Raw genomic sequence first — 25,324 nt, 5'->3', positions numbered from 1 at the left:
ATAAGTCGTTCTTCAATGGAGCGTATTGCCGAGAGGCGCGTTTTGTTCCGTGCGCAATGCCGAAATAAATTTTTGCCCCCGAGAAATCCACGCACGATCTTCTCCGTAAAGAATAATAACGTCCAGGGAGAGCATGTCATATGTCGTCTTTAAGTCAGCCACCTTTTCAGTTCACCACACCTGAGATCGAAGTCGAGCGCGCCGTCGCGGAGCTTCGTTATGGTCGCCCCATTCTCTTGTCTTCGGGCGAGAGACAGATGGCCGTTCTGGCGCTGGATGCCGTCGCGCCCTCGATTTACGATCAATTCGCCATGGCCACCGAGAACCGGCATTCACTCTTGCTCACGGCTCCACGCGCCACACGGCTCGGCATAGTCGGCAACGGAGATGTATTGACGTCCTTGTCTGGCGTGAATTTCGAACAAGCCTCCACACTATCCTATGTGCTTGGCGCTGACAGGCCTGCCAAGTGGGTGGAAGCGGACGAACTTGCGTCGCAAACAGCAGAACTGGCGCGGATCGCGCTTCTTCTCCCGGCTATGGTGCTTGCCGATGTCTCGACCTCGCCCGGCAGCTTTGCAGGATGCTGCGCGTTATCGGCGGATCGCCTTAAGGGCGCAGACGTTGCTCGCCAACGCTTTGAAAAAGTCGTTTGTACACGCGTTCCTCTCAAGGATTTGGGGGATTCCGAATTTATCGTTTTCCGGGGTGGGCTTGCACAAAANGATCAAATCGCCATCGTCGTTGGCAAGCCGGATGTCTCGCGTACCGTGCCGATACGCATCCACTCCTCATGCGTCACCGGCGATCTTTGCGGGTCGCTGAAATGCGATTGCGGGGATCAGCTTCGTAATGGATTGGCGTTGCTGAAACAAGCTGGCGGCGGGGTTCTGCTTTATCTCGATCAGGAGGGGCGCGGCACGGGTATCGGCGCGAAAATGCGTGCATATGGGTATCAGCACCTTGGCCTTGATACGATCGATGCAGACGCTGAACTCGGTCTTGCAGCGGATCACCGGAGATACGAGGCGGCTATCGCCATGCTTCGGCATCTGAATATTTCAAAGGTTGCTGTTTATACCAACAATCCCACAAAAATCAGTGCGATCAGGGCAGGGGGCATTGAAGTGGATGCGCGCACGCCGGTGACAGGAACCGTGACTGCAGAAAACGAGAACTATCTTCGCACAAAGACCCTTCGTGCCGGGCATCTCATGGATTTGAAGGCACTGATTGCGGCCGAGTGAAATGCGTGGACGGGGTGAATGAATGGCACTGATCGATGGCGTGATGCCCAATAGTCTCAAGGGTAGAGAACCTCTTGTCCAAANTACATTGGGGCATCTTGCCTGTCTGATGCTGGGCACGATTGTCGTTGCATTGCTGGTTCGTACGGAAATGGCATTAGGCTGGGACTTCGTGGCCTCTGCCGTTGTCTCCCTGTCCATCATCTTCGGTTTCGTGGTGTATCTTCTCCCGAAGTATCCCCACCGCCGGTTCGGTTACGCCAATATTGTAACGGCCTTTCGCGCCTCTCTCGTCAGCCTGACGGGCGCCACGGTCCTGTGTTTCGAAAGTCTGCACACGGCAGATACGGTTCTGTGGATATTGGTGGGTGTCGTCGTCTTCGCGCTGTCGCTGGATGGCATCGACGGTTATCTCGCACGCCGATATCGGCAGGAATCTGAGCTTGGTGCGCGTTTCGACATGGAGGTGGATGCCTTCCTCATCCTGATCCTATCAGTGGCCGCCGCCATGCTGGACAAGGCAGGCGCGTGGGTGCTTCTGATTGGTTTGATGCGATACCTTTTTGTCGCCGCAGGCTGGGCTGCGCCGTTTCTCAATGGCGATCTTCCACCCTCGCTGCGCCGCAAGTTCGTTTGCGTGTTGCAAGTTTCGACCCTGTGCCTGATTTTGGTTCCTGCCGTCACAGTGTCGGTTTCTGCCTATTTAGCCGCTGCCGCTCTGGCGATGCTGGTCATGTCCTTTGCCATAGATATTTTCTATTTGCTACGCCGGTGGATGGCAGTGTGACGGTCGCCACCAACCTCCGGTCTTCACGGGTTTCGAACTGCGATGTTCTTGCACGGGTAGCGTTTCCGTGAGGCCTGCCTCAGGCGTGGCATGGCCGTTTTTCGAATGCTGCGATAGTGAGGAAAACGACGCCGGGGGCTGCACCGGCAAGCGAAAGCCAACCATAAGTAATGCTCGCAGCAAGACCGTCCACGGACGCCGCGCCGAGCATCGGCCAGAGAGCCATAGCCGCAGCCTCACGGGTGCCCNAGCCACCGAAGCCGGTCGGTATCAGCATTGCCACGAGGCAAAANGGGATGATCGTTACACAGGCGACCCAGGACAGGTCGGATCCGGTAGCTTTGGCCGCAATGAAAAATACGCCGATATATGCAGAGAGGATGACGACGCTCGTAACTGCGTGAAACAGCCAGGCCTTCCGCCTTACAAAAACATCCAGAACGCTCGTGCGCAGGGCGCTCCCGGCGGCACCACGCCACTTTTTCCAAAGCAGAATAATTATAGCAACCGAAATCAGTGCTCCGGCAAAAACAAGGTAATGCCGCTTATGTTGACCGAAATTGGCATTTGTGACGATCGGCCAGACAGCGAGCCCGATCAATGCCAGAATGAAGAGGGCGATCTGCCCCGACAGTCTCTCGAAAAGAACCGCCTTTGCCGGTTGTTTCCATCCGCCCGGTTCATCGCTCCGCATTCTCCATGCTCTTACGGCATCACCGCTCATACCTCCCGGCAATGTCTGGTTAAGAAGGCTCGCGACATAATATTCACGGATTGCCTTGAGTGGCGGAATGTTCTGGCCCAGACGACGGGAGGTGAAGCGCCAACGCAAGGCAGAAAATACGATCTGCACCTGCACAAGCGCGAGACAACTTACGACCGCGACCCATGAAATGCGCGATAGCGATTGGTTGAGCGCTGTCAAATCCGTGCGAAGGATAATCGTGACGAGAACTGCCACAGTAATGACGGACACGACTATTCGCATTTTGTTCAAGCGCGGGGGCCTTTATAATATGAGTGTTTTTCTGACAGATTTATACGTCCGGAAANGGGGAGCGGATTAGAGTGATTGGAAAANTTAGGGCAGTTCGAGAACACGATAACTTGAAAGCCGTGATCGGTGCAGTGCTTTTCTCTGCCACCGCTTTTCTGGCCTTCATCTTGCCAGATCATCCCGATGCAATCGGCGTAGGCGCGTTCCTGCGCCTGCCATTGGAGTGGCCGGTTATAGCTCTTCTGGTGCTGGTGACTAGCGGCTGGTTGAGGCGTGTCATCATTCTGCTCTCGGCCTTTCTCATCTTTCTGGTTCTCTTTCTGAAGATCGCAGATATCGGAGTGCAGAGCGCATTTCAGCGGCAGTTCAATCCCTACCTCGATCTAAAAATGCTGGCTGATGGCTGGAATCTCATATCTGGCACGATAGGGACGCCCACAGCCGTGGCCGCTCTGGGGGGCGGCATAATCCTCGTCCTGCTGGTGGCAACCGTCTTTCTCAAATCGCTGCGGTGGATGGCTGAGGCCCGCGGACATCTGCGACACTTCCTGCTTGGCGCTTTTGCAGCGATCTTTGCCATCGGCGGGCCTGTTCTTTTGCTCGGCAAGCCGCAGGTCGAGTTTGGAACGCCCACATATCTGTCGGCGAGACTTGGTCTTGTCGTCCGTTCTGTAGCGGACATGCAGGTTTTTGAGCAGGAACTTGCAAAAGGACGTGGCCCTCGGGATGGAAACGACCTCTTTCAGGCCATGAAGGGCAAGGATGTCATCTTGATCTTTGTGGAATCCTACGGCCGATCTGCGGTCGAAGACCCGAAATATGCAGGCGTGACCTCATCGCGCTTGTCCGCAGTCGAAACGCAGATCGAAGCGGCGGGCCTGCATGCGGCAAGCGGATGGGTCACCTCTCCAACCGTCGGCGGGCTCAGTTGGCTGGCGCACGGCACATTGCTGTCTGGCCTTTGGGTGGATAGTCAGGCTCGCTACGACCGCCTGATGATCAGCCAACAACCGAGCTTCAATCGACTGTTCTCTCAGGCTGGTTGGCATACTGTCGCCGTCATGCCCGCCATTACCATGGACTGGCCCGAGGCCGAATATTTCGGCTATGATCAAATCCTTTCGGCGTCGGGTCTCGAATATCGCGGCAAACCCTTCAACTGGGTCACCATGCCGGACCAATACACATTGTCCGCCTTTGATCGTCTTACGGTAAAGCCTGCCCATGCACGGGGAGAGAACGTGATGGCGGAAATCGCTCTCATCTCCAGCCACGCCCCATGGACGCCTGTGCCGAGGCTCATCGATTGGAACGAGGTTGGCGATGGATCGGCTTTCAATGATCAAGCAACCAGCGGCGATCCTCCTTCCGTCGTCTGGGCCAATCCCGACCGGGTGCGCAGCCAGTATATCCAGACCATCGATTATTCGCTTGCAACTCTGGGCGACTTTATGGCGCGACAGGGCCCTGGCACCGTCTATATCATCCTCGGTGATCACNAACCTGCATCCATCATAACAGGCCCGGGCGCATCGAGAGCCGTACCGATCCATATCGTTACGGATGATGCACGGCTTCTCACCCGGTTTCAGGTTGATGGTTTTACGGCGAGTATGACACCCACGAATGCGACGCGTGAGTGGCCTATGAACGAGCTACGTCAGTTGCTGATCGATGCACTTAGCGGCAGGTAGCACCCAACCGAAAATTCTCTTCAAGCCTCACCATGGCCCAGAGGCGATTTCCTCTCAATCATAAATGGTGTCACGCTAAGGTTTCGACTGGTTCAAACCGATGAACGCCCATCGGCTTGAACGGCAGGAGTTGCTCTTCGCCGAGGAGCTTCGCCGCGAGCCAAAGTACAGACATCCACATTTCTGTACCCTGTAGCCCAGGAGAGTGTCCTTCTGAGAATGGAAANCCACGGTCCTTTTGCCAATGTCTTCCAATCCGTCGTACAGTGTCGCGGGCAATCTCTTTTGCCTCCTCTCGCCGGTGATCGGTCTGTTTCAGACACAGAAGAAGTGGATGGATCGTGTCGAGCAGGTTGCAGGCGTTATAATTCTCACCATTAAACGTCCCATAGGCGCGGTAATTAGCAATAACGGAATCGATTACCGCTTGCGGATAGGGGACGGGCAGTCCGAACTGGGCGTAAGAGCCTCGAGTGAGCCGGTAAANGCCATTCACCGGTTGCAACAGACCCTGTGCGGTCGTTGGTTCTCCCCAAAGCCCGGTGGTTTNATTGGCATTCATTGCCAGCCAGCCGAAAAGAACGGCGAGGTTTTTGCCGGATGTGAAATATCGCCTGTTGAAATATTGCGCCGTAGCGATAGCGTCTACGGTAGCACCACAGTGCCATGCCCGGCTTTGCCAAGGCAGGCTTTCCAGAAGGTGAATGAGTTCGTCGGCAGACATATTCTCCACGAAAGCGATTGGGCGCTTGGGGGCTGCACCGAAACATTCCAGCGCATATCCAGCTGACAGAATATTATAGAGGACATTGGGGTCTTGTTCCGGCGGCGAAGAAAGGCTGTGCTTGGCGGCAAAAAATAGCCCCGTTTTGTTGTCTTGCATCGCCTGAAGGTCAGCCACGGTTTTTTCGGCGTCGAAGACGGTTCCTTGCTCTCCGAAGGCGGCGGCGATCTCAATGGCATCGCACAGATTCCTGGCGCTTTCGACTTCATTTCCCGATGCGTCGGCGGAACGATAGATCCCGCCCTTTTCATGGAAGCGAATGACGGCCCGCCAGTCTCCTGCGATCTCCTCGCCGACTTCACGTAGCAGGGGCTCGGTTTCCTGCTGTTTNGTAGCGTGCGCCTTCTCGCCCCGATATCTCAAAACCCGGGCGGGAACGCCGCCCGCTATGGCCATGGCGGGAATGTCCTTCGCCACCACCGCACCTGCGGCAATAATCGCTCCACGTCCTATTTTTACGCCGTCGAGAACGACTGCATTGGCGCCGATCCAGACGTCGTCGCTGATCTCTATGCCCAGCGAGGTCAAAGGTTGGCGGTAGATGGGGGTCTCGGTATCATCGAAACCATGGTTGAAACCGACAATGCTGACGTGGGAGGCGATACGCACGCCGTTGCCGATCCTGGCCTTTCCAGAAATGCAAGCATAGGGGTTAATCGACACGTTTTCGCCGAGTTCAATATCGCCGCGGACAATTGCGTAACCGGCAATCCACGACTGCGCACCCATTATCAATCTGTCCGTATGCACCTCGGCTTTGGCGGCGATGTAGACGCCTGGCCCGAAATGAGCGTTGGAAGAGTGCTTCAAACCTTGCAAACGCGCTTGATGGTCGGGACTGTCGATATCCTCCTGTTTCCGTTCCCAGGTCACGATATTCAGCCGATCCGACCTTTGGGACATCATCGGCGGTTCGTCCGTCATCTGCGTTAGCCCTCGCGACTTTCGTTGAGGGCAAAGGCCGGAACCCGCTGTGCCTCACGCCTGAACAGTTCTTCCAACTCGGATAAATCAGGAGTAACAGGCAATGGGTGCAATGACGCTTCGGCTCCCTTGCTAGCGGGTTGCGCCACGCAGGCCGTTACAAGAAGCGTCTCGCCTGACGCAATTGTGCCTCGCAATTGCGGAACAAGGGTTCTGGCATGTATGAGATTGGTGTTGGCGATTGCCTGATGGCAGAGGCCGACCCGCCGGATGTCAGTCGAAAGATCGACGATGGCGCTTGTGTCGGTCTGTCCATAACAGACGGCGCGGCCTTCCCCCTCTTCTGTTTTGTCACGGTTGAAATCGGCTCGTTCTATGGCAAATCCGCCTTCGGATGTCTGCACGGGACGCGGGGTGCGGATGCGATGCAGCCTGATGTGCCAAGGGCTCTGTGGCACAAGCCACGTCTCAATGGTGACGTCCGCCCATGGTCTCCAGCGCGAGTAGAGGCAGTCTTTGGCAATCAAAGCCTCTTCCATCGTCTCACGCGCACGGAAGTGTACGCCGTCTTCGGATAGGCCCAGCATCCCGTCGAAACTTGCAGCAAGAAAGTGCCTGTCGTCTGCCTCGATGTTGAACGCGTAGCGTGTCGAATAGACGAATTTCGAGTATTTTTCCTGGGCGCCCNGCATCTTGTCATGCTGTTGGCCCGAGGAGAGAACGACAACATTGCCGGGTGTGTGGAACGCGACCATGCCGGGTTGCGGCAACGGCACCGGCTGGGAAAAAGTTTCAGGCTCTGCTTCCTGTGCTGCCCAGAATGGATGGTCGCTGGGCAGTGCCAGTGGCAAGAAGAACTTGAGTGCCCAATAGGGCGAGCAAGGGGAGTTATAGCTCTCGCTCATCAACAGGTTGGGATAACCGTAACCGATGGATAACACGCCGTCGCGATCACAGATCGGCAGCTTTGCCCACCATCTGATGTGGCGCATATAATACCCTTTGACCTGAGACCACGGCAGCGCTTCGAGGTCGGCAAACGCAAGCCCACCCCAGAAGCCGCCCGCGGCAAAGCGATAGGTTTGGCTGCGGCCAAAGGCGAGAGAGGCACCATCCGGCCCGAACCAGTGGCGGATATCGCTGGCGAAGCGCTTGGAGCGCTGAAGCAGCCGGGTTTTGCGCGCGTCATCGCCCTTGGCAAGGACCGCATAAATCAGCCCGTAGAAATGCATGGCGAAGGGAACATAGTGGTCGACCNGCCGCACCGGTCCATCGCGGTACCAGCCATCGCCGATATCGAAAGCTTCCAACTCATCGAGATAGGCGTGCGTCTTCGATGTGTCGAAAGCAACGCCCACCCGCTCCAGACCAAGATCGACGAGCACACGAAAGAACTTCCAGTTATTATCCACGAATTCCCGTTCGCGCGCTGCCAACAGATAGGCAGCGACAACCTTTTTGTCGGCTTCGCTCATGGGCTCCCAGATGTGCTGCGGCACCATGGCCAGCGCAAAACCAATAGCCGCCAATTCCACAAGCCGCTGGTTGCGATCTGAAATATCGCCCCAATATTCGGCGTGATCAGGGTTGGTACCATTCGCCAGACCACGCCGGTACAGGTCCCAGTGCGGGAAGTCGTAGCCTCCTGCCGCCAGCGGAGCGATGCCCCAAAGCGGGCGCGCAAATCCTTCCAATTCCGCTGCCGGGTAATCGAAGATCGCACCCGTGGCGCTTAGCCGCACACGCGCCCCGCCTTCGGAAAAATACGGCAGAAGCGGGTTGAACAGATCCATTACCGCGTTTGCAAGATCGTCTCTGGTCAGCAGCGGATTGTGAAAAAGGGGGTTGGCCTTGGCGCTATCGTGATTCACGGCATGTCTTCCGAAAACAGGTCATAAAANTGACGGTCGCGGGAGACCCGCGACCGTCTGATAATTACTTGATGGCTTTTACGCCGTCGTCCATATCCTTGATGCCGTCATCGATGGAGATGTTGTCGGTCATGAGCGCGTCGTGGACGCGGTTCAGCACGACTTCGATTTTNGCGGCATTGGGATTGACGGCCATTTCCAGATAGGCCTTGCCAGCTTTCAGCGCATCCTTGCTGTTCTGGTCCTGCGGAAAGCCTGGAAGCGCTGCGATTGTCTGCGCAACAGTGTCCGATCTCAGCGCTGGGAAAGTGCCGGTCGATGCGACGATTGCCGCACCTTCGGGGCCGGTCACGAACTTGATGAAATCAAGTGCGGCTTCCTTGTGTGCCGAATTGGAGTTGACCGACAGACCGGAGATTTGCGCCGCCGTCGTGCCTGCCTCCACGCCATCGGGATGCGGGAACTTAACGATGCCCCAATTGGCGCTTTTGGATTCGCCGGATTTCACCTTAGCGATCTGTGTTCCCATGAACCATGTGCCCATTGGCAACATGCCGATGGTACCGTTGAAGAACAGCGCCGAATAATGGGTGTTGGAGGTTTNCAGCGATGCATATGACGGGATAGCGCCACTCTTTNGCAGGGCCAGTGCCCGCTCATACCAGGGTTTCAGAAACTCGTACTTGCCATCGACCAGAGTCTGCTTGCCGTCCTGAATGCCGGGCAGTTGCACGGTCGAGCGCCATGTGTGCAGAAGCGCACCATAGACTCGGTTCTGGCCCATGCCGCCCTTTAGTTTCGTGGCGATCTCATCGAACTGCGCCCATGTCATGTCATTGGTGGGGTAGGGAACGCCCGCCTTGTCGAAAATATCCTTGTTGTAATAGACGATCCAGAAATCGGAGCGGAACGGCAATGCGTAAATCTTGCCATCCACCGTCAGTTCCTCGATCAGCCCGCCATAACCTGCCGGATCGATCTTCTGGTCTTTCATGTAGCTGCTGAGATCGGTTATGTTACCCGCGCGTACGAGGTTGGCGTAACCCGGCACATCCTTGATGGTGACGATGTCGATGTCTTTCGAACCGCCTGTCAGCTGGGTCGAAATCATCTGTGTGTAGTCCTGCGAACCCAGATCGACAGGCTCGAAACTTACATTGGGATGCTTGGCTTTATAGGCATCCATCAGGGGCTTGAAATAGGCACCTTTATCCAAATCCCACAGCGCCCATTTCAGGGTCACCGGCGCATCGCTCTGCGCAAACGCTGCCCCACCCATACTCATGGCAAGGCCGATGCCTGCGGTGGCCAAAGCGAATGCACGTCGTGTCGTGTTGAATTCCATAGTCGGTTTCCTCCCGGACTGTGTTGTTTATTGATCTTATCGGTAGCGCGTCCCTTTGATGTCAAAGGTCTCGATATGCCGTGCTGCAAAGCACATAGTGAAGATGCCAAGCGAAAAGTTGATGGTGGCAGGCATGAACACCGACACCGGATAAAACAGGATGTGCGCAAGCCAAAGCGCTGCGACGAAAGCCAGTGCTGCCAGCATCGGAAGCGGCTTCACCAGCGCCAGCAATGCCGCCTGCCGAAACAGGCCGAAAGGCGGTAGATCGCGCGTCACAGTCAGTACAATTGCATAAGCGGATACCAGGCTGATAAACAGCGTCATGACGATACTGATCGCCAAGGGCAGGCTGTAGATCAGCATATCCGGCAACGCTTTNGCATAGGTGATGACGGCATAGAAGCTGGCGGCTGTCATTGCTGCGCACACCACCATCAGCAACGTGCCACGCCACGCATAGCGCCGTAACGCCTCGATAAANTCGCGTAACAGATAGGTGTTTTCATCTGATACGATGGAGCGAGACACCCGCGCCATGGCGAGCGTTGCCGCAGGAATGGTCACGACTGGCAAACTGGCTATCAGGAACAGCAGGTTGAGCTTCACCAGCTCCCACCACTCACGCTTCAGAATATCGAAGAACAGGGCAAGGCCGGTGGGACGCGGGGCATCCTTATCGATCCCGGCTCCCTCCCTTGTCCATAATCCTTCAAGCCATTGCATCATGCGCCTCCCAGCGGTTCAGTAGAGAATGGAACGTTCGGTTTCCGGGTCGAAAACCTGCGCGCCGGTCAGGTCGGCAATGAGGGTGATATCGTCGCCCAGTCTGCCCTTGAAACGCGGCGACACGCGCGCGATCAGCGCCTTGCCGCTTGCGACGAGGTTGAGGTGAACCTCCGACCCCATCGGCTCGGCCAGCTCCAGCGTGGCATTGAAGGGCACTGTGTTGGCCGCGTCGATATCAGCAGGTGCAAACTCGTGAAAATTCTCGGGACGGATGCCGAGAATGACGTCCTTGTTTTCATAAGGGCGCAGCCGCTCGGAATCTATGCTGGCAGGCAAAGGCATCGGCTTCCCATCGAAGACGGCCGTGAAACGTTCACCGTCGCGCTTTAACGTCACCGGTAGCATATTCATCTGCGGCGCGCCGATGAAGCCAGCAACGAACATATTGATAGGCCGGTCGTACAGTTGCTGTGGCGTGTCTACCTGCTGAATGTGGCCGTCCTTCATTACCACAATGCGGTCGGCCATCGTCATCGCTTCTATCTGGTCATGCGTCACATAGATGAAGGTCGCATTCAGCCGCTTGTGCAGCTTGCTGATTTCTGCCCGCATTGTGCCGCGCAGCTTGGCATCCAGATTGGATAGCGGCTCATCGAGAAGAAAGACCTCCGGGTTGCGCACCATGGCGCGTCCCAGCGCCACACGCTGCCGCTGCCCGCCGGAAAGCGCTTTCGGCTTGCGGTTCAAAAGGTGGGTGATGTCGAGAATATTGGCCGCTTCCTTCACTTTGTCATCGATGAAATCGCGCGGTGCTTTTCTCAGTTGCAACCCAAAGGCCATGTTCTTGTAAACGGTCATATGCGGATACAGCGCGTAGTTCTGGAACACCATGGCGATGTCGCGGTCTTTCGACGGCACGTCATTCATCACATCGTCGCCAATCCGCAGCTCGCCGCCGGAAATCTCCTCCAGCCCGGCAATCATGCGCAACGTCGTGGATTTGCCGCAGCCGGACGGGCCGACCAGAATGATGAATTCCTTGTCGGCAATTTCCAGATCGATATCGTGGACGACCTTGAGCGCACCGAAGGTCTTGTTGAGTTTTTTCAGCGAAATGCTTGCCATATGTCCCTCACGCGCTCACCAGTAGGAAGCCCAGTTGCGCGGCAGTCGCGTCAGTGCTTCCAGATAATAATAATCGCCCCAGGATACACACTCATCGACGCCTTCGCCGCGGCAGGTGTTGTGCGGCGTTTTCTTCGAATAGGTGCCGTGCAGAAGCTGTCCGTTGGAAATCGTGGGGTCCTTCACCGAATAGCTATCGACAAGGCTTTTCACCATGCGACGGGCCAGATCGCGATATTGCTCCGCCTTCTCCGGCTCTTCCAGATCGGCCATTTCCAACAGGCCGCAGGCGACGATGGCCGCCGCCGAACTGTCGCGCGGCTCGCCGTCTTTCTCTGTAAAGACGAGGTCCCAGTATGGCACGAGATTGGAGGGCAGGCGTTTCAGATAGAAGGCTAGCAACCGCTCGAACGCATCGCGATAGGCAGGCAGGCGCTCGTAGCGATAGGAAAATGCCATTCCGGCGATGCCCCAGGCTTGCCCACGCGCCCAATAGCTCTCGTCGCTGTAGCCCTGTTTCGTGACGCCCCGCACAGGCGCGCCGGTGTCCGGGTTCATGTAGAAGGTATGATAGGTGGAATCGTCAGCTCGGACGGAATGGGCAAGCGTGGTGCGCGCATGCGCTAGCGCAACATCGCGATAGTCCTCACGACCCGTCTGCTCGGCGGCCCAATAGAGCAGCGGCAGATTCAGCAGGCAGTCGATGATATAGCGATATTCATTCGGATTGCCCTTGCGGCCCCAAGCCTGAATGAACTGGCCTACGGGCTGGAAACGCTCCATCAACTGATCGGCCGCCATCAAGGCTGCGCGCCGTCCATCCTCATCCCCCACCAATTTCCATGCGGCAATGCAGGAGGGTGAATAGAGAAAGCCCATGTCGTGATGGTCTGTCTCGATGCGGTTTNCGATCCGGTGAAGAAAGCTCTGTACCTGTATCTGCGCCGCATGCTGAAACACCTTGTCGCCCGTATGCTCGAAGGCAAGCCATATCTGCCCGGGCCAGAAACCGGCGGTCCACTGGTCGTTGGCAACGGCGGGATAAAAATTGCCGACGCTGGAATGGTTTTGCGCTTTGTAGGTGAACTCCGGCAGGTTGCGCCGCACCTGTTCAACAGCCGTTGCCATCGCCGCATCGACTTCGGCAGAGGTGATCGGGTTCGGTTGGGTGTTGGTAAAATTCAGCATGGTTTCAACCCTTGATCCCCGAGGAAGCGACGCCTTCGACGAAGAAACGTTGCAACGCCAGGAAAACGATGAGAACCGGGATCAACGCCACCACGGACGCGGCNATGATCAGCCCGTATTCCGCCGAATATTGCGAAATGAACATGCGAAGCCCGATCTGGATGGTCTTCAGCTCGGTTTTCGTCAGGTAGATCATTGGCCCGAGAAAATCATTCCAGGTCGTGACAAAGGTGAAGATCGTCAGCGTCGAGAGCGCAGGCTTGGACAGCGGCAACATGATTTTCGCCCAGATCTGGTACTCGTTCATGCCATCAATGCGCGCCGCCTCGCACAACTCGTTGGGTATCGACATATAGAACTGCCGCATTAGAAACACGCCGAATGCAGTGAAGGCCTGCAGCAGGATCAATGCTAGATGGGTGTTGTTAAGGCCGAATTCCCGCATCAACAGGAACTGCGGCACCATATAAACCTGCCACGGCATGGCGATGGTGGCGATATAGCCGAGGAACAGCGTGTTCTTGTAGGGAAAGTGCAACTTGGCAAAGGCATAGGCTGCGAAACTCGAGGTCAGCAACTGCATGATCGTGACGATGATCGTAAGCTTGGACGTGTTGTAGATGAACAGCGCCAGCGGAATTTTCGTCCATATCTCGGTGTAGTTTTCCCAGCGCGGCTGCGCCGGTATCCATTCAATGGGAAATGCGAAAACATCGCGGCTGAGCTTGAGTGATGCCGAGAGCATCCAAACAAACGGCAGCAGCATGACGATGGTGATCGCAATGACCGTGGCATAGACGGCGATCGTTCCAACGGTGACTTTTCGGCCCATGATGCGCATCGCTTCAGTCCTCCCGCTGCCGTTTGAACTGGACGACGGTGACGGCCAGCACGAGGAAGAAGAGAACGAGCGCAATCATGCTGGAATAACCGAGGTCCCAGGAAATGAAGGCTTCGTTATAGATGTGGTAGACCAGAACAAGCGTGGATGTGCCGGGACCGCCTTGGGTGATCATATAGACCTGATCAAAAACCTTGAACGACTGGATGGTCAGCATGACGGTCACGAAAAACGTCGTCGGTGCCAGCTGCGGTAGGGTGACGTGGATGAACTTCTGCCAGGCATTGGCGCCGTCCAGACCGGCCGCCTCGTAAAGCTCGGAATTGATGCCCTGAAGCCCGGCAAGATAGATCACCATATAGTAACCCATGCTCTTCCATATGCCGAAGAGTATGACGGTCACCATCGCCCAATGTCGGTCCGCCGCCCAGCCAGGCATATCGGCTGGGTCCATGCCCAGCGTATAGAGCAGCATGTTAACCGGCCCCATTTCGGGGTTGAAAATCATGTTCCAGACCACAGCCACGGCCACCAGCGAAGCGACATAGGGAAAGAACATGGCGGTGCGGAAGAAGTCGCGCCCGAAGATTTTCTGGTTCAGCAGAACCGCCAAACCAAGCGCACAGGCCAGCGTGGCAGGCACCGAAACAACGGTATAGACGATCGTGTTCCAAAAAGCCGAGATGAACGCCTTGTCTTCAAACAGTCGCCAGAAATTATCCAGCCCCGCAAAACTCATGGCGTTGGAGCCGTCCCAATGCATGAACGCCAGCGCGAAGGCGAAGAGAATGGGGCCGAGCGTGAAGATGGCGAAGCCAAGAAAATTCGGGGCAATGAAGGAGTAGGCGATCAACGCATTTTCGATCCGGCGTCGTCTCTTGGAAACGATCTGTACCTTCTTTTTGCGGTATGGGGCCGCCTGCGTGTCAGACGCGGTCGCAATGGCCACGGCATTCCTCCCATTGTCGGCCAGCCGTCGTCATGATCGGCGCAGACCGCTGCAACATCTCCTGCGATCAGATTTNCACCTGATGCCTCCTGCCGTTTTGATAGCACAAAATCTACATTGGTCAAACAAGTTTGCATAACATCAGACAAATTCTCTGGAGATTTGAAAAGACGTATGATAGGAGCCTTTCCTAACGAACATCGAACGCGCGGNAGGTCGAGGGCGTGTTTGCAGAGTTGATACAGCTCCTGCCGGATCGGCTGGGTGATTTCGCAGCCGATGTCACGGCTGAACGCATCCGCTACTCAGCGTCGCAGGCCAGCCGCGCAGAGCTCATCAATGCCGCCGTGAAGGCCCTTGATGAGCCGTGGTCCACCATCCTCGCCAGCGACTACATGGAATATACCCAGAACGGCAACCGCTCGCGCTTCGAGGCCCTCTATTTCGCCCGCCGCGTCAAGCTGAACGCGCTGGTTCTGGGCGAATGCATCGAAGCCGTAGGACGGTTCCTACCTGAAATTATCGACGGCTTGTGGCTCATCTGCGAGGAAAGCGGCTGGCAGCTGCCCGCGCATAATTCCCATGTCCGTGGCGGTCCACGCACCCCGCTTCCCGATCCTCAGAACCCGGTCATCGATCTCTTCGCGGCGGAAACGTCGGCCAATCTGGCGCTGGTCTCGCACCTGCTCGCCCCCCAGCTGGACACTATCCTTGCCACGCGGATATCCAGCGAAATCGATCAGCGCATCACAAAGCCATATCTCTCGCGCCACTTCTGGTGGATGGGCAATGGCGATGAGCGGATGAACAACTGGACGGCGTGGATCACGCAGAACGTCCTTCTCTCGACATTTTNGCGGCCCACCGATCAGGTCACACGCCGCGCCGTTGTCGAGCAGGGGTTAAAAAGTCTCGATGCCTTCCAAAAAGACTACGCGGATGATGGAGCATGCGAAGAGGGCGCTCTCTACTACGGCCATGCGACGCTGTGCCTATTCACAGGCCTCGCAGTTCTGGAGGAGGCCGCTCCAGGCGTGACGGGCGCAGTTCTGCGCGAAAACAAGCTCCGCAGTATGGCCGAATTCATCCGGCATATGCATGTGGCAGACGACCAGTTTTTCAATTTCGCAGACGCCCCGGCGCGGTTCGAAACCAGCGGCCTTCGTGAATATCTCGTCGGCAAAGCCGTCGCATCACCTCAGCTCCAGGCCTTCGCCGTAGATCGCTGGAAGCGCTCGTCCAAGCATCTAATGCAGGATGAATGGAACCTCTGGTATCGCGTACAATCGGCTCTGGGAGAAGGTGAACTGGCCGAGGCTAGTTTCAGGCCACCCGCAAAAGTCGATATGTTTTACCCCGGCATAGCGCTCGCCATCGCCCGCGATGATATCTTCGATCTCGCCGTCAAGGGCGGCAACAATGGCGAAAGCCATAACCACAATGATGTCGGCAGCATCACGCTTTACAAGCACGGACGTCCTTTCCTCATCGATGTCGGTGTGGAAACCTATACGGCCAAGACCTTCTCGCCGCAGCGGTACGACATCTGGACCATGCAATCGGCCTTCCACAACTTGCCCAGCTTTGGCGGTGTGATGCAGGAGGATGGCGAGGCCTTTGCGGCCCGCGATTTCTGCGTCAATTTTGCGCAAGAGCACGCCGAAATATCGCTCGACCTTGCCGGTGCTTATCCGCCGGAGGCCGGTGTCCAAAGCTACACCAGAACCGTTCGCCTCATCCGTGGCAAACATGTCGAGATCATCGATGATCACGAGGGCGAGCGCGATGCCGTTCTGTCACTCATGACGGTCGAAAAGCCTCGTATTACTGGCGATATGTTGGTTTTGGGTGACCTCGGTTCCATCGATATCGAAAATGCGGAAGTCCTCACCATCGATACGATCAAGATCGATGATCCGCGCCTACGCCAGTCGTGGCCTGAAGCCATTTACCGCATTCTCATTCCGCTCAAAGGCAAACGCCTTCACCTCGTTATCCGCTAAGGGAGAATGCCGATGAGGCTCACACTCAAAGTCGTCGACGCATCAGGCACGGTCCTGTCGCACGCCAGTGCTGACGACGAGGTCTTTCTGGTCTATCGCAGTGAGTATGCGCAAGGGGACAGGATCATGGTCGAAGCGGCAGAATCCGGCCATATCGACCTCAGCCTCGACGCCGGCATGCCACCAGCACGTGTCTTCATGGCTGGCACGGATTTCTCCCTTCCTATCCCCTTCGGGCTGACGCGCAAGACCTACCCGCCGCAGGCCTTCCTTGGAAATCTTCACCGCATATCAGCCTGTCGTGTTCACGCGCAGGAGGCTTCTATACGCCGAAACCTGGCCTTCAATCCCTTCGACCATCATGACAACAGAATGCTCTTTCCCCACGCCAGCGCCAATGTAGAAACACGTGGCGAGGCGGTCTTTGCTGCCCGCAACGCCATTGATGGGGAAAAGGCCAATACGGATCACGGTTTCTGGCCCTATACCAGTTGGGGCATCAACCAAGACCCTGCGGCAACGCTCAATCTGGCATTCGGACGTCCAGTGCTGATTGATCAGGTCACGCTGTATCTAAGGGCAGACTTCCCCCACGACGCCTGGTGGAACGAGGCCAGCTTGACCTTTTCAGATGGGTATATACTGACCATTCCCCTGATCAAATCCGGTGCCGCCCAAGTTTTTCCCATGCCTGCGCGCACTGTCGAATGGGTCCGCTTGCATGATCTTAAAAAGGCTGATGATCCATCGCCGTTTCCAGCGCTCACGCAGTTCGAGGTTTGGGGTGTGGATGTGTGCTAGTTTGCAGCGATACCGCGCAGATCGCGCATCATATCGCGGTAGCGAAGCTGGCTGCCGCGCAGATGCTCCTGCATGGCAAGCTTCGCTGCCTGCTCGTCGCGGTCTGAAATCGCAACGATAATCGTCTCATGCTCCCTGTGGATCAGGCGTCGATAGGCTGTCTGGTCGACCTCCTGCTGCTTTGAAACGAAACGGGACTGCGGAATAGCCGCTGGTCCGTGCAGTTCCAAAAACTGCGTGAACAGCGGATTGTTGGTGGCCGCCGCAATTGCAAAATGCAGCGCTAAGTCTGCCTCACGGATCGACTGATTATTCTCGAGACAGTCCAGCACTTTCGCGTGGCACTCGAAAATAGCCTCTTCCTGTGACGGGGACCTGCGAAGTGCGGCAAGGCCTGCTGCCTCGATCTCAAGCGGGGTTCGAATTTCCAGCACTTCGAGATCCGAAGATAATCTCGCTTTGTCGATTTTTCCCGCCGAGCCGTCTTTTGCCGTTTTGAGAACGAATATGCCTGCACCCTGACGTACTTCCACCAAGCCGTCACAACGCAAAGCCGTGACTGCCTCGCGAACGACGGTGCGGCTGACGCCATGAGTTTCCGTCATTTGTATCTCGCTCGGCAAGCGGTCTCCGGGTCCGTATTGGCCGGACGCGATAGCCTGTCTCAGGCTCACGCTGACTTTGGTAACAAGCGACCCGGATGATTTGCTGCGTTTTTGCTTTTCTGGCATGTCGGTCACCATAAATCGAAATTTCAGCTAAGCGTAGCCTTACAAATCTGTATGATGAATTTCAGTCATGCGCAATGATCATACTAATTCTTTNGCCTGATGCTTCGCACGGAGAATTTTCTGTCAATATCTGGTTGTAATCGCTTTGAGAGGTGTTGCGTGGACGGAAAAGGTCTCACACACTGGTCTTGTGGTTTCTTTTTNATCCAGAAGTCCCCGTGGCATTATCGCGATCGAACAAACGGAGAAAATACCAGAGGTATATCGAGAAAAATCCGAACATGTACAGTTTCGGCTGGATTTGAGCCACCATTTCATCTCGCGCCACACCACCTAGTTACATTTAAGATGGTGGCCGAAAGCACGTTATAGGAGTGTAAGTGGATCACTCCGAAATGAAAAAGTGTCGAAGTTCATGCGCCAGTCAACAGATAGACGTATCAACGGGTCATCCCCCTAACCAAAATCCACTCAACCAGCACCGCTCGTACGTGTCGGGAAGCCCGATGGCTGTGAGATGGTACCGCGAGGAGATGGCCCTGCTCATGAGCGATAACGATAATCCACGCTGCAAGGAGGCTGGGGCGAAACTGCGCCCCAGCCTCCTGTTGATTGAGCCACTAAGTAATTAGTCCAGCAGTTCAGCAGGAACCTTGCCGCCATTCTCAGACAACTTCTTGAGCAACGCCTTGTGCAACCATGTGTTCATCGCTGCCGAACCATCGGCTTGACCTGTGTATCCCAACTCGTGTGCAAGCTCTTTGCGTTCTGCAAGCGTTGCGTCCATTCCGAGAGCTTTCATCAGGTCGACGATGGAATGCTTCCAATCAAGCTTTTGGCCGCTGCTCTTCACGGCAGCGTCAAGCTGGGACGCGACGTCAACTTTCTGCGATGCAGACGAAGATGGTACTGGTGCAGAAGCTCCCGACGTTGTCGGGACTGCCTGGCCAGTTCCACCTACAGGAGGGGCGGTCGATACCGCTGTCTCAGGGGTAGAGGAAGGCGCTGGTGCTGATGCAGATGGCGATGCCTGTTCAGCGTGGGCTGAACTTCCAAATATAGCGTCTCTAATTTTGCCGAAGATGCTCACAATGTTCTCTCCCTTTGATATAGATATGCAATGGTGAACGGGTCGGACCTTGTAACGTTCCGCATTGTTTGCAAAACAACCCTCGCAATTACAGAACTAAGCTGCATCCAGATCATCACCGTCCCCATCTTCAATCCCACCCGTGGCGGCGCGACAGGTTGCAGGCTTCGGTAAAATCAGAAATCGAAACATCTCCGTCAAGACGCTCGAGAAGAATTCATTTTGCCGTCTTTGCTGTAATTAGCAGCAGCGAACCATCTCATGCCCGCAACTAAACGTCATCAGGCCTATCAATAGCAGTGTTGGGTTGCAATCGCTTCGGAATCTTGTCACTCAGCGAATAATTCTACTCTCATTCGCCACCATTTTCCCGTCTTTGAATACCTTGCGATTTTTCGGAAACGCGACGACTGCTTCGGGGATACAGGCGGCGGCAAATGTAACGAAGTCAGCTTTTGAGCCAACCTGAATACCGTAATTGTTTAGCCGAAGAGCCTTCGCGCTTTCGCTCGTGACGATGTCGAATGCAGCTTGCAGCTCCTCGTCGGTGTAGAAGCCGGAACGGTAGCCGATGATTTCGGCGCGGTGAAGCATGTCGCCATCGCCATAGGGCCACCAGGAATCGCGGATGTTGTCGCTACCGCTGAAGACGGTGACGCCTTCTCGGCGCAGTAGAGCGACGGGTGGGAAAGTGTGGTTGCCGGGAGCGTTTGTCATGATCGATACACCGCTTTTGGCGATGGTCGCGGCAATCTTGCGGGCTGCGTCCGGGGGCAGGTCGCCAAGCCCATAGGCGTGGCTGATCGCGACATGGCCCTGCATGCCGAGCGCGACTGTTCGTGCGCAAATTTCCTCGATGGTGAAAGCACCCATGCTTCCGGCATCATGAAGATGGATATCGATGTCCACGCCATGTTTCTCCGCAACGCCGAAAACGACATCGAGATGGCCGTTCACATCACGGTCGAAGCTGGCGGGGTCAAGGCCGCCGACGAGGTCTGCGCCAAGTTTGATCGCTTCGTCGAGGAGTTCCGGCGTCCCTGGACTTTTCAAAATGCCGCTCTGGGGAAAAGCGACGAGCTGGATATCGATGATATCCCTGTAATCCTCGCGGACCGCCAGAATGGTCTCCAACGATTTCAGGCCGACGGAGCCGTCCACCATGACGTGGCTGCGCATATGCAGCGTTCCGTTGCCGATGCAGAGATCGAGCTGGTCGCGCGCGCGTTTGTCCATCGGTGCAGAGATGGCCATATTTNCCGCCTGAAATGCGACCCGCTCATGCACGTCAAAGCCGTTGGTGCAGGGGCGGTGCGGCATCCATGTATCGCCGTAGAAGCTCGTATCCAGATGGATATGTCCTTCGACAAATCCCGGCACAAACATATCTCCGCCAATGTCGATAACTGAAGCGGAGGCCGTATCTGACCCGGCAGCTTCGATCGATGTGATCTGTCCGCTCTCGACACTGATATCACTCAGCAGGCCGTCCGCCAGTTTGGCATTGGTGAAGACAGTCTTTGTCATACTTATTAAAACTCCTCATGCAATTTATAACGTGTTCGACGTCGAANTGATGGTGCCTAAAGCGGGGCCATGTGGCAGGCGACAACACCACCGCCTTGGCGCTCGCGTGATTTCGGGGCATCCCGGCTACAAATATCCGCCGCAAGAGGACAGCGCGGGTGGAAGGCGCAGCCTTTTGGTGGGTCGAGCGGGCTGGGCGGTTCGCCTCCCATCAGTGCGCGGTCGCGGTTGGGAGAAGCCACATCCGGTATCGTCTGAAGTAGCAGCTTTGTGTAGGGATGCTGCGGATTGGCGAAAAGGGCTTCCGTATCAGCCTCTTCCACAATCCGCCCGAGATACATCACCGCAATCCGGTCTGCCATGTGACGCACGACGGCCAGGTTATGGCTGATAAACAAGTAGGTGAGCCCAAGCTCGTCCTGAAGCTTGCGCATTAGATTAAGGATTTGTGCTTGAACGGAGACATCGAGGGCCGATGTGGGTTCATCGCAGACAAGGAATTCCGGCTCGCTGGCCAGTGCCCGGGCAATGGAAATGCGCTGCCTCTGACCACCGGAAAACTCATGCGGATAACGTCGGCTGTCATCCGGCGAGAGACCGACGATCTTTAGAAGGTCAGCCACACGTTCGCTCTCGGCTGCGGGACTGTCGCGAAGGCCGAACTCACGGATGGGTTCTGCGATGATGTCACCCACACGCCAACGCGGGTTGAGGCTTGCATGCGGGTCCTGGAAGATCATCTGCGCTTCCATGGGCTTCCCGTCGCTTGCCGGTGCGAAGACAATGGCACCTTCGGTTGGCTCGTATAGCCCCGTTACCAACCGCGCTACCGTCGATTTNCCGCATCCGGACTCGCCGACCAGTGCCAGGCACTTGCCTTTCTGGACAATGAAGGTGACATCCTGCACGGCATGCAGATAACGTTTCGGCTTGCGCTCGATCATCCTGTTCAGCCAAGGTGTCGAAACATCGAAGACCCGCGTTAACTGATCGACCTCAAGGGCGTTCTGGGAACTTCTCATGCAACACCTCCGTCATGAAGCAGGCAGGCAACGGCACCCCGTGCTTCGGGTATCAGTGCCGGGCGGATTTTGAGACAGCGTGGTCCGACCGAGCGACAGCGCGGATTGAAGGCGCAGCCGGTAGGAATGGCATTGAGCCGTGGCATGGCACCATCGATTTGCGTCAAGCGTTCGACGCGCGCGCCAAGCGATGGAATCGAACCCATCAGGCCCTGCGTATAAGGATGTTTCGGACGGGCGATGACATCTTCCACGGTGCCGATCTCGATGATACGGCCTGCATACATCACGGCGACGCGGTCTGCTGTCTCGGCAATCACACCCATGTCGTGTGTGACCAGCATGACACCAGCACCTTGCTCCCGGCACAGCTTGCGCAGCAGGCTGGTAATCTGCGCCTGTATGGAAACATCGAGCGCCGTCGTTGGTTCATCTGCGATGATCAATTGCGGATTTCCCGCAGGGGCCAGGGCGATCACCACGCGTTGCCGCATGCCGCCGGAAAACTGGTGCGGATAATGGTCAATACGCTCATCTGCGCCGGGAATGCCCACCTGTTGCAGCAGGTGAATGCCGTGAAGACGCGCCTGCGCCCTGTTTCTGTCCGAATGCAGCCGGACGGTTTCGATGAGTTGCTGACCGACGGAAAACAGGGGGTTGAGCGAGGTCAGCGGGTCCTGAAATATGGCGCCCACCATGCGGCCCCGCACGTTTTCCATCTCGTCATCGCTTAGATTATCCGTCCGTTTTCCACCAATGTGGATTTCGCCGGACGCGACGCGACCGGGCGGTTCGAGAAGACCGAGAACGGCCATGCCGGTCATCGATTTTCCCGCACCTGACTCCCCCACCACACCGAGGATCTCGCCCCGGGCAATCGTCAGGGACACATCGGACAACGCAGTCAGAACGCCACTGCGGGTTGGAAATTCGACAGAAAGACCTTTGACCTCGAGAGCCGGGGAGGGACCAGTACTGTTCATGACGACACCTCGCTCTGATGGGAGGGATAACTTGACAGGAAAATCTCCTCCACCGGTGGATGGCCGTAGGTGCGCTCAGGATAGCGCGCGATGAGACCGTCAAATTGTTGCTGCGCCTGGTTTCGTGCGGCGACGAGATCGATCCCGGCCACACGTCCGTCACGCATGGAAACCCGCCCATCGACGATAGTTGCGCGGGTGACGCGACCGGTTGCGCCGTAGACAAGTGTCTGGATGGGATCGATGCGCGGCGCGATCATCCGGTCCGCCATGTCGAATACTGCGATATCGGCCTTTGCGCCGGGAGCAAGGCGTCCGAGATCAGAGCGCTTCACGGCATCGGCACCGACAAGGGTAGCGGCGTCATAGAACTCGGCGGCCGATCCGGCGTCAGCACGCCCCTCCGCAATCCTGTTTGCCATCATGCCAACGGCCATGTTCAACACCATGTCGGGCGGTGCCGTATCTGTCCCCATGCCGATGCGAATGCCCTTTGCTTTCAGTCGGGAAANGGATTTGAGCGAGGAGCCGTGCCGCGCAGACACGAGCGGACAGTGGGCGACGGTGACGCCATTTGCCGCATAACGTTGCAGATCGTCGTCCGTCGCCACTGTCGCATGCGGTGCGATCAGTCGGGGAGAGAGGACGCCGAGACCGTCCAGCCATTGCGGCGCTGTGGCACCATGCAGGCGTTGGACAGTTTGCAACTCCATTTCGCCCTGCGCCATATGCAGACGCACGGGCATATCCAGATCATTGGCATGGGCAAATGTCTGGCGCAGCAGTTCCTTCGTGCAGGTCTCGACACGGTCCGGGGCGAACATGCCTGATATCAGACCATTTCCGGTGCCGTGAACCCTTTTAGCAAAAGCCGCTGCGTCGGAAAGCTCTTGAAGTCCGCGCGCCTCGTCAAAGACCGGCTGCATAACGCCCGCTTCGTCAAGGATGACACCGCCTGTGCGATAGGCAGGACCAAGCCAGACACGAATGCCGAGTTCTTCTGCGGCAGCGGCGGCTGCATCAAATTCGGCGACCGTTTCGCCCCATGCGCGGTAGAAAAGCGACGCGATGGGCAACGCCGACGTAATGCCGTTGAGCAGCAATTGCGCAAAGGCGTAACGCTTCTGGAAAGCCAGCTCCTCTGGTGAGTACATCTCATAAGCCCGTGCGGCATAATCCGAAGGCCAGACCCTACCCTTTTTCCACCCCGGTTGGTTGTCCATGGCAAGCACGGTCGTGTCGAGATCGGACAGGGCATCGAGATCGACAAAGCCCGGACCGATGAGGGCTTCACCCATGTCGTAACGTGCGGCCAACTCGCCTTCGAAGCGGGACCCGACCCAGATGATGCGGTCATTCTCGATGACCACTTCGCCGCCGCTGATCAGGCGTCTACCTTCCGGCAGATCGGCAATCACGTAACGGGCGGCCAGCGCCCAGCGACCGGGCGGGCGTTTGCCGAGAGGTAGCATGGGCCAGTCAGCAGTCGTCATGGTCTTGCTCTCAGGCTGGCACCGTCGCGTGCAACAATGTTGCCCGCCGTGACGACGAGTTTGCGCGGTTGATGCGTGACGATGGCTTCGCCGACGCTTTCACCTTCGACAAGCACGACGTCACCACGACCGCCCACCTCAAGCGCATGGGCGGAACGGTCCATCGCCAACGCGCCACCGGTGGTGCAGACGTCGAGAGCCATTGCAAGCTCATCATCGCGGCGCAGATTGTTTTTCATGCCCAACAGCATCGCCCGTTCCAACATGTCGCCATTGCCATAGGGTCCCCATGTGTCGCGGAAGCCATCGACACCGGCCCCGAAGCGAACACCCGCAGCATGCAGCCGTTTCAGCGACGGGACTTCGCGGGATGGCGGCGCTGTGGTGAAAATGGGAATATCCAGCTCAGCACAGGTGTCGATCAGTGCTTGCGAGACATTCCAGTCAGGAAGGCCCAGGCAGAATGCGTGACTGACCGCGACCTTGCCCTGCATGCCCATGGCACGGATGCGCTCGAAGATCATCTCCATCGAGAAGGCCCCAAGCTCTCCGCCTTCGTGGAGATGGATATCGATGCCCTTTCCGTGTTTTTCGGCAATGGCGAAGATCGTATCGAGATGTCCTTTCGGATCGCGATCCATGCCGCAAGGATCGAGCCCGCCAACCAGATCGGCGCCCATTTGCATGGCCTTGTCCAGCAGTTCGGCGGTGCCGGGCCTACGCATCAGTCCTGATTGTGGGAACGCGACAATTTCAATTTCGACGACGCCCGCAAGCTGACGCCGCGTTTCCATGACCCCTTCCAGTGCGATCAAGCCCTGGTCGGTGTCGATGTCGACATGGGTGCGGATCAACGTCGTGCCGTAACCTACAGACTGCAACGACTGCCGCATGGATTGAACATGGGCGTCGAGACCGTATTCACGCTTCACTGCCCGCTCATTGTCGATCTTGTCGATCAGGCGGGGGCCAACCGTGTTGACGTACCATGGATAGCCCAACAGTGACTTGTCGAGATGGGTGTGGGCATCGACCAGACCGGGAATGGCAATACGGCCACCCGCATCCTCGACTGCCATGCCGTCTGCGGTGAGATTTTCACCCATCTCGGCAATTCGTCCATTCTTGATCAGGATGTCGGTTTTTGCGCCACCCATGGGTCTTGCATTGGTAATCAAANGATCAGTCATCAG

The 25,324-nt window shown here is 56.7% G+C and carries 20 protein-coding genes; 4 read left to right on the top strand and 16 right to left on the bottom strand.

Annotated features, from left to right (window positions below):
* Window positions 1-140 precede the first annotated feature (140 nt).
* Both ribA and CUC55_RS05310 read left to right on the top strand, forming a co-directional pair.
* Complete coding sequence (gene ribA / locus CUC55_RS05315; RefSeq protein WP_103087175.1) at window positions 141-1,247, top strand: GTP cyclohydrolase II RibA; 1,107 nt, start codon at window positions 141-143, stop codon at window positions 1,245-1,247.
* Window positions 1,248-1,269: 22 nt separating this feature from the next.
* Complete coding sequence (locus CUC55_RS05310; protein ID WP_103087174.1) at window positions 1,270-2,034, top strand: CDP-alcohol phosphatidyltransferase family protein; 765 nt, start codon at window positions 1,270-1,272, stop codon at window positions 2,032-2,034.
* Window positions 2,035-2,113: 79 nt separating this feature from the next.
* Here the strand turns inward: CUC55_RS05310 and CUC55_RS05305 are convergent, their stop codons facing one another.
* From CUC55_RS05305 to CUC55_RS05260, 9 genes are all read right to left on the bottom strand, one after another.
* Window positions 2,114-3,022: a lysylphosphatidylglycerol synthase transmembrane domain-containing protein gene (locus tag CUC55_RS05305; RefSeq protein ID WP_103087173.1), complete on the bottom strand. Its 909-nt coding sequence runs from the start codon at window positions 3,020-3,022 to the stop codon at window positions 2,114-2,116.
* Window positions 3,023-4,795: 1,773 nt separating this feature from the next.
* On the bottom strand, window positions 4,796-6,433 hold the full coding sequence (locus CUC55_RS05295; RefSeq protein WP_103087172.1) for an acyltransferase: 1,638 nt from the start codon (window positions 6,431-6,433) through the stop codon (window positions 4,796-4,798).
* A gap of 5 nt (window positions 6,434-6,438) precedes the next feature.
* Window positions 6,439-8,304 (bottom strand): DUF2264 domain-containing protein, encoded by a 1,866-nt coding sequence (locus CUC55_RS05290; RefSeq protein ID WP_103087171.1) that lies wholly within the window; start codon window positions 8,302-8,304, stop codon window positions 6,439-6,441.
* Between the two features lie 64 nt (window positions 8,305-8,368).
* Window positions 8,369-9,649, bottom strand: coding sequence for an ABC transporter substrate-binding protein (locus tag CUC55_RS05285; RefSeq protein WP_103087170.1), 1,281 nt, complete (start codon window positions 9,647-9,649; stop codon window positions 8,369-8,371).
* Window positions 9,650-9,685: 36 nt separating this feature from the next.
* Window positions 9,686-10,375, bottom strand: a complete 690-nt coding sequence (locus tag CUC55_RS05280; RefSeq protein WP_103087169.1) for a DUF624 domain-containing protein — start codon at window positions 10,373-10,375, stop codon at window positions 9,686-9,688.
* Between the two features lie 18 nt (window positions 10,376-10,393).
* Entirely contained in the window at window positions 10,394-11,503 is a 1,110-nt protein-coding gene (locus tag CUC55_RS05275) for an ABC transporter ATP-binding protein (protein ID WP_067653095.1), read from the bottom strand.
* Between the two features lie 15 nt (window positions 11,504-11,518).
* On the bottom strand, window positions 11,519-12,691 hold the full coding sequence (locus CUC55_RS05270) for a glycoside hydrolase family 88 protein (RefSeq protein ID WP_103087168.1): 1,173 nt from the start codon (window positions 12,689-12,691) through the stop codon (window positions 11,519-11,521).
* 4 nt (window positions 12,692-12,695) lie between these two features.
* Complete coding sequence (locus CUC55_RS05265) at window positions 12,696-13,532, bottom strand: carbohydrate ABC transporter permease (protein WP_103087167.1); 837 nt, start codon at window positions 13,530-13,532, stop codon at window positions 12,696-12,698.
* 4 nt (window positions 13,533-13,536) lie between these two features.
* A complete protein-coding gene (locus CUC55_RS05260; protein ID WP_103087166.1) occupies window positions 13,537-14,481 on the bottom strand; it encodes a carbohydrate ABC transporter permease in 945 nt (314 codons plus the stop codon).
* A gap of 224 nt (window positions 14,482-14,705) precedes the next feature.
* Between CUC55_RS05260 and CUC55_RS05255 the strand changes: the two genes are divergently transcribed.
* A complete protein-coding gene (locus tag CUC55_RS05255; protein WP_103087165.1) occupies window positions 14,706-16,484 on the top strand; it encodes a heparinase II/III domain-containing protein in 1,779 nt (592 codons plus the stop codon).
* A 12-nt stretch (window positions 16,485-16,496) separates the two neighbouring features.
* On the top strand, window positions 16,497-17,285 hold the full coding sequence (locus CUC55_RS05250) for a DUF7402 domain-containing protein (RefSeq protein WP_067653086.1): 789 nt from the start codon (window positions 16,497-16,499) through the stop codon (window positions 17,283-17,285).
* Here CUC55_RS05250 and CUC55_RS05245 read toward each other — a convergent pair.
* From CUC55_RS05245 to CUC55_RS05215, 7 genes are all read right to left on the bottom strand, one after another.
* Window positions 17,282-18,028 (bottom strand): FadR/GntR family transcriptional regulator, encoded by a 747-nt coding sequence (locus tag CUC55_RS05245; RefSeq protein ID WP_067653084.1) that lies wholly within the window; start codon window positions 18,026-18,028, stop codon window positions 17,282-17,284. The two genes, CUC55_RS05250 and CUC55_RS05245, sit on opposite strands and share 4 nt — an antisense overlap.
* 616 nt (window positions 18,029-18,644) lie before the next feature.
* Window positions 18,645-19,106 carry a DUF3597 domain-containing protein gene (locus CUC55_RS05240; RefSeq protein WP_067653082.1) on the bottom strand — a complete coding sequence of 154 codons (462 nt, stop codon included), beginning with the start codon at window positions 19,104-19,106 and terminating at the stop codon, window positions 18,645-18,647.
* 333 nt (window positions 19,107-19,439) lie between these two features.
* Window positions 19,440-20,633, bottom strand: coding sequence for an amidohydrolase family protein (locus tag CUC55_RS05235; protein ID WP_103087164.1), 1,194 nt, complete (start codon window positions 20,631-20,633; stop codon window positions 19,440-19,442).
* Between the two features lie 56 nt (window positions 20,634-20,689).
* On the bottom strand, window positions 20,690-21,655 hold the full coding sequence (locus CUC55_RS05230) for an ABC transporter ATP-binding protein (protein ID WP_067653078.1): 966 nt from the start codon (window positions 21,653-21,655) through the stop codon (window positions 20,690-20,692).
* Entirely contained in the window at window positions 21,652-22,638 is a 987-nt protein-coding gene (locus tag CUC55_RS05225) for an ABC transporter ATP-binding protein (protein ID WP_067653076.1), read from the bottom strand. The genes CUC55_RS05230 and CUC55_RS05225 overlap by 4 nt, the downstream gene beginning before the upstream one ends.
* Window positions 22,635-24,131: an amidohydrolase family protein gene (locus tag CUC55_RS05220; protein WP_210200657.1), complete on the bottom strand. Its 1,497-nt coding sequence runs from the start codon at window positions 24,129-24,131 to the stop codon at window positions 22,635-22,637. The genes CUC55_RS05225 and CUC55_RS05220 overlap by 4 nt, the downstream gene beginning before the upstream one ends.
* Complete coding sequence (locus CUC55_RS05215; RefSeq protein WP_103087163.1) at window positions 24,128-25,321, bottom strand: amidohydrolase family protein; 1,194 nt, start codon at window positions 25,319-25,321, stop codon at window positions 24,128-24,130. Before CUC55_RS05215 ends, CUC55_RS05220 begins: the two co-directional genes overlap by 4 nt.
* Between the last annotated feature and the right edge of the window lie 3 nt (window positions 25,322-25,324).

It is taken from the genome of Agrobacterium bohemicum, from assembly GCF_002896715.1.
GTDB classification, from domain to species: domain Bacteria; phylum Pseudomonadota; class Alphaproteobacteria; order Rhizobiales; family Rhizobiaceae; genus Agrobacterium; species Agrobacterium bohemicum.
The sequence above is the reverse complement of the archived record's forward strand: the minus strand, read 5'-3'. Positions and strand labels throughout refer to the sequence as shown.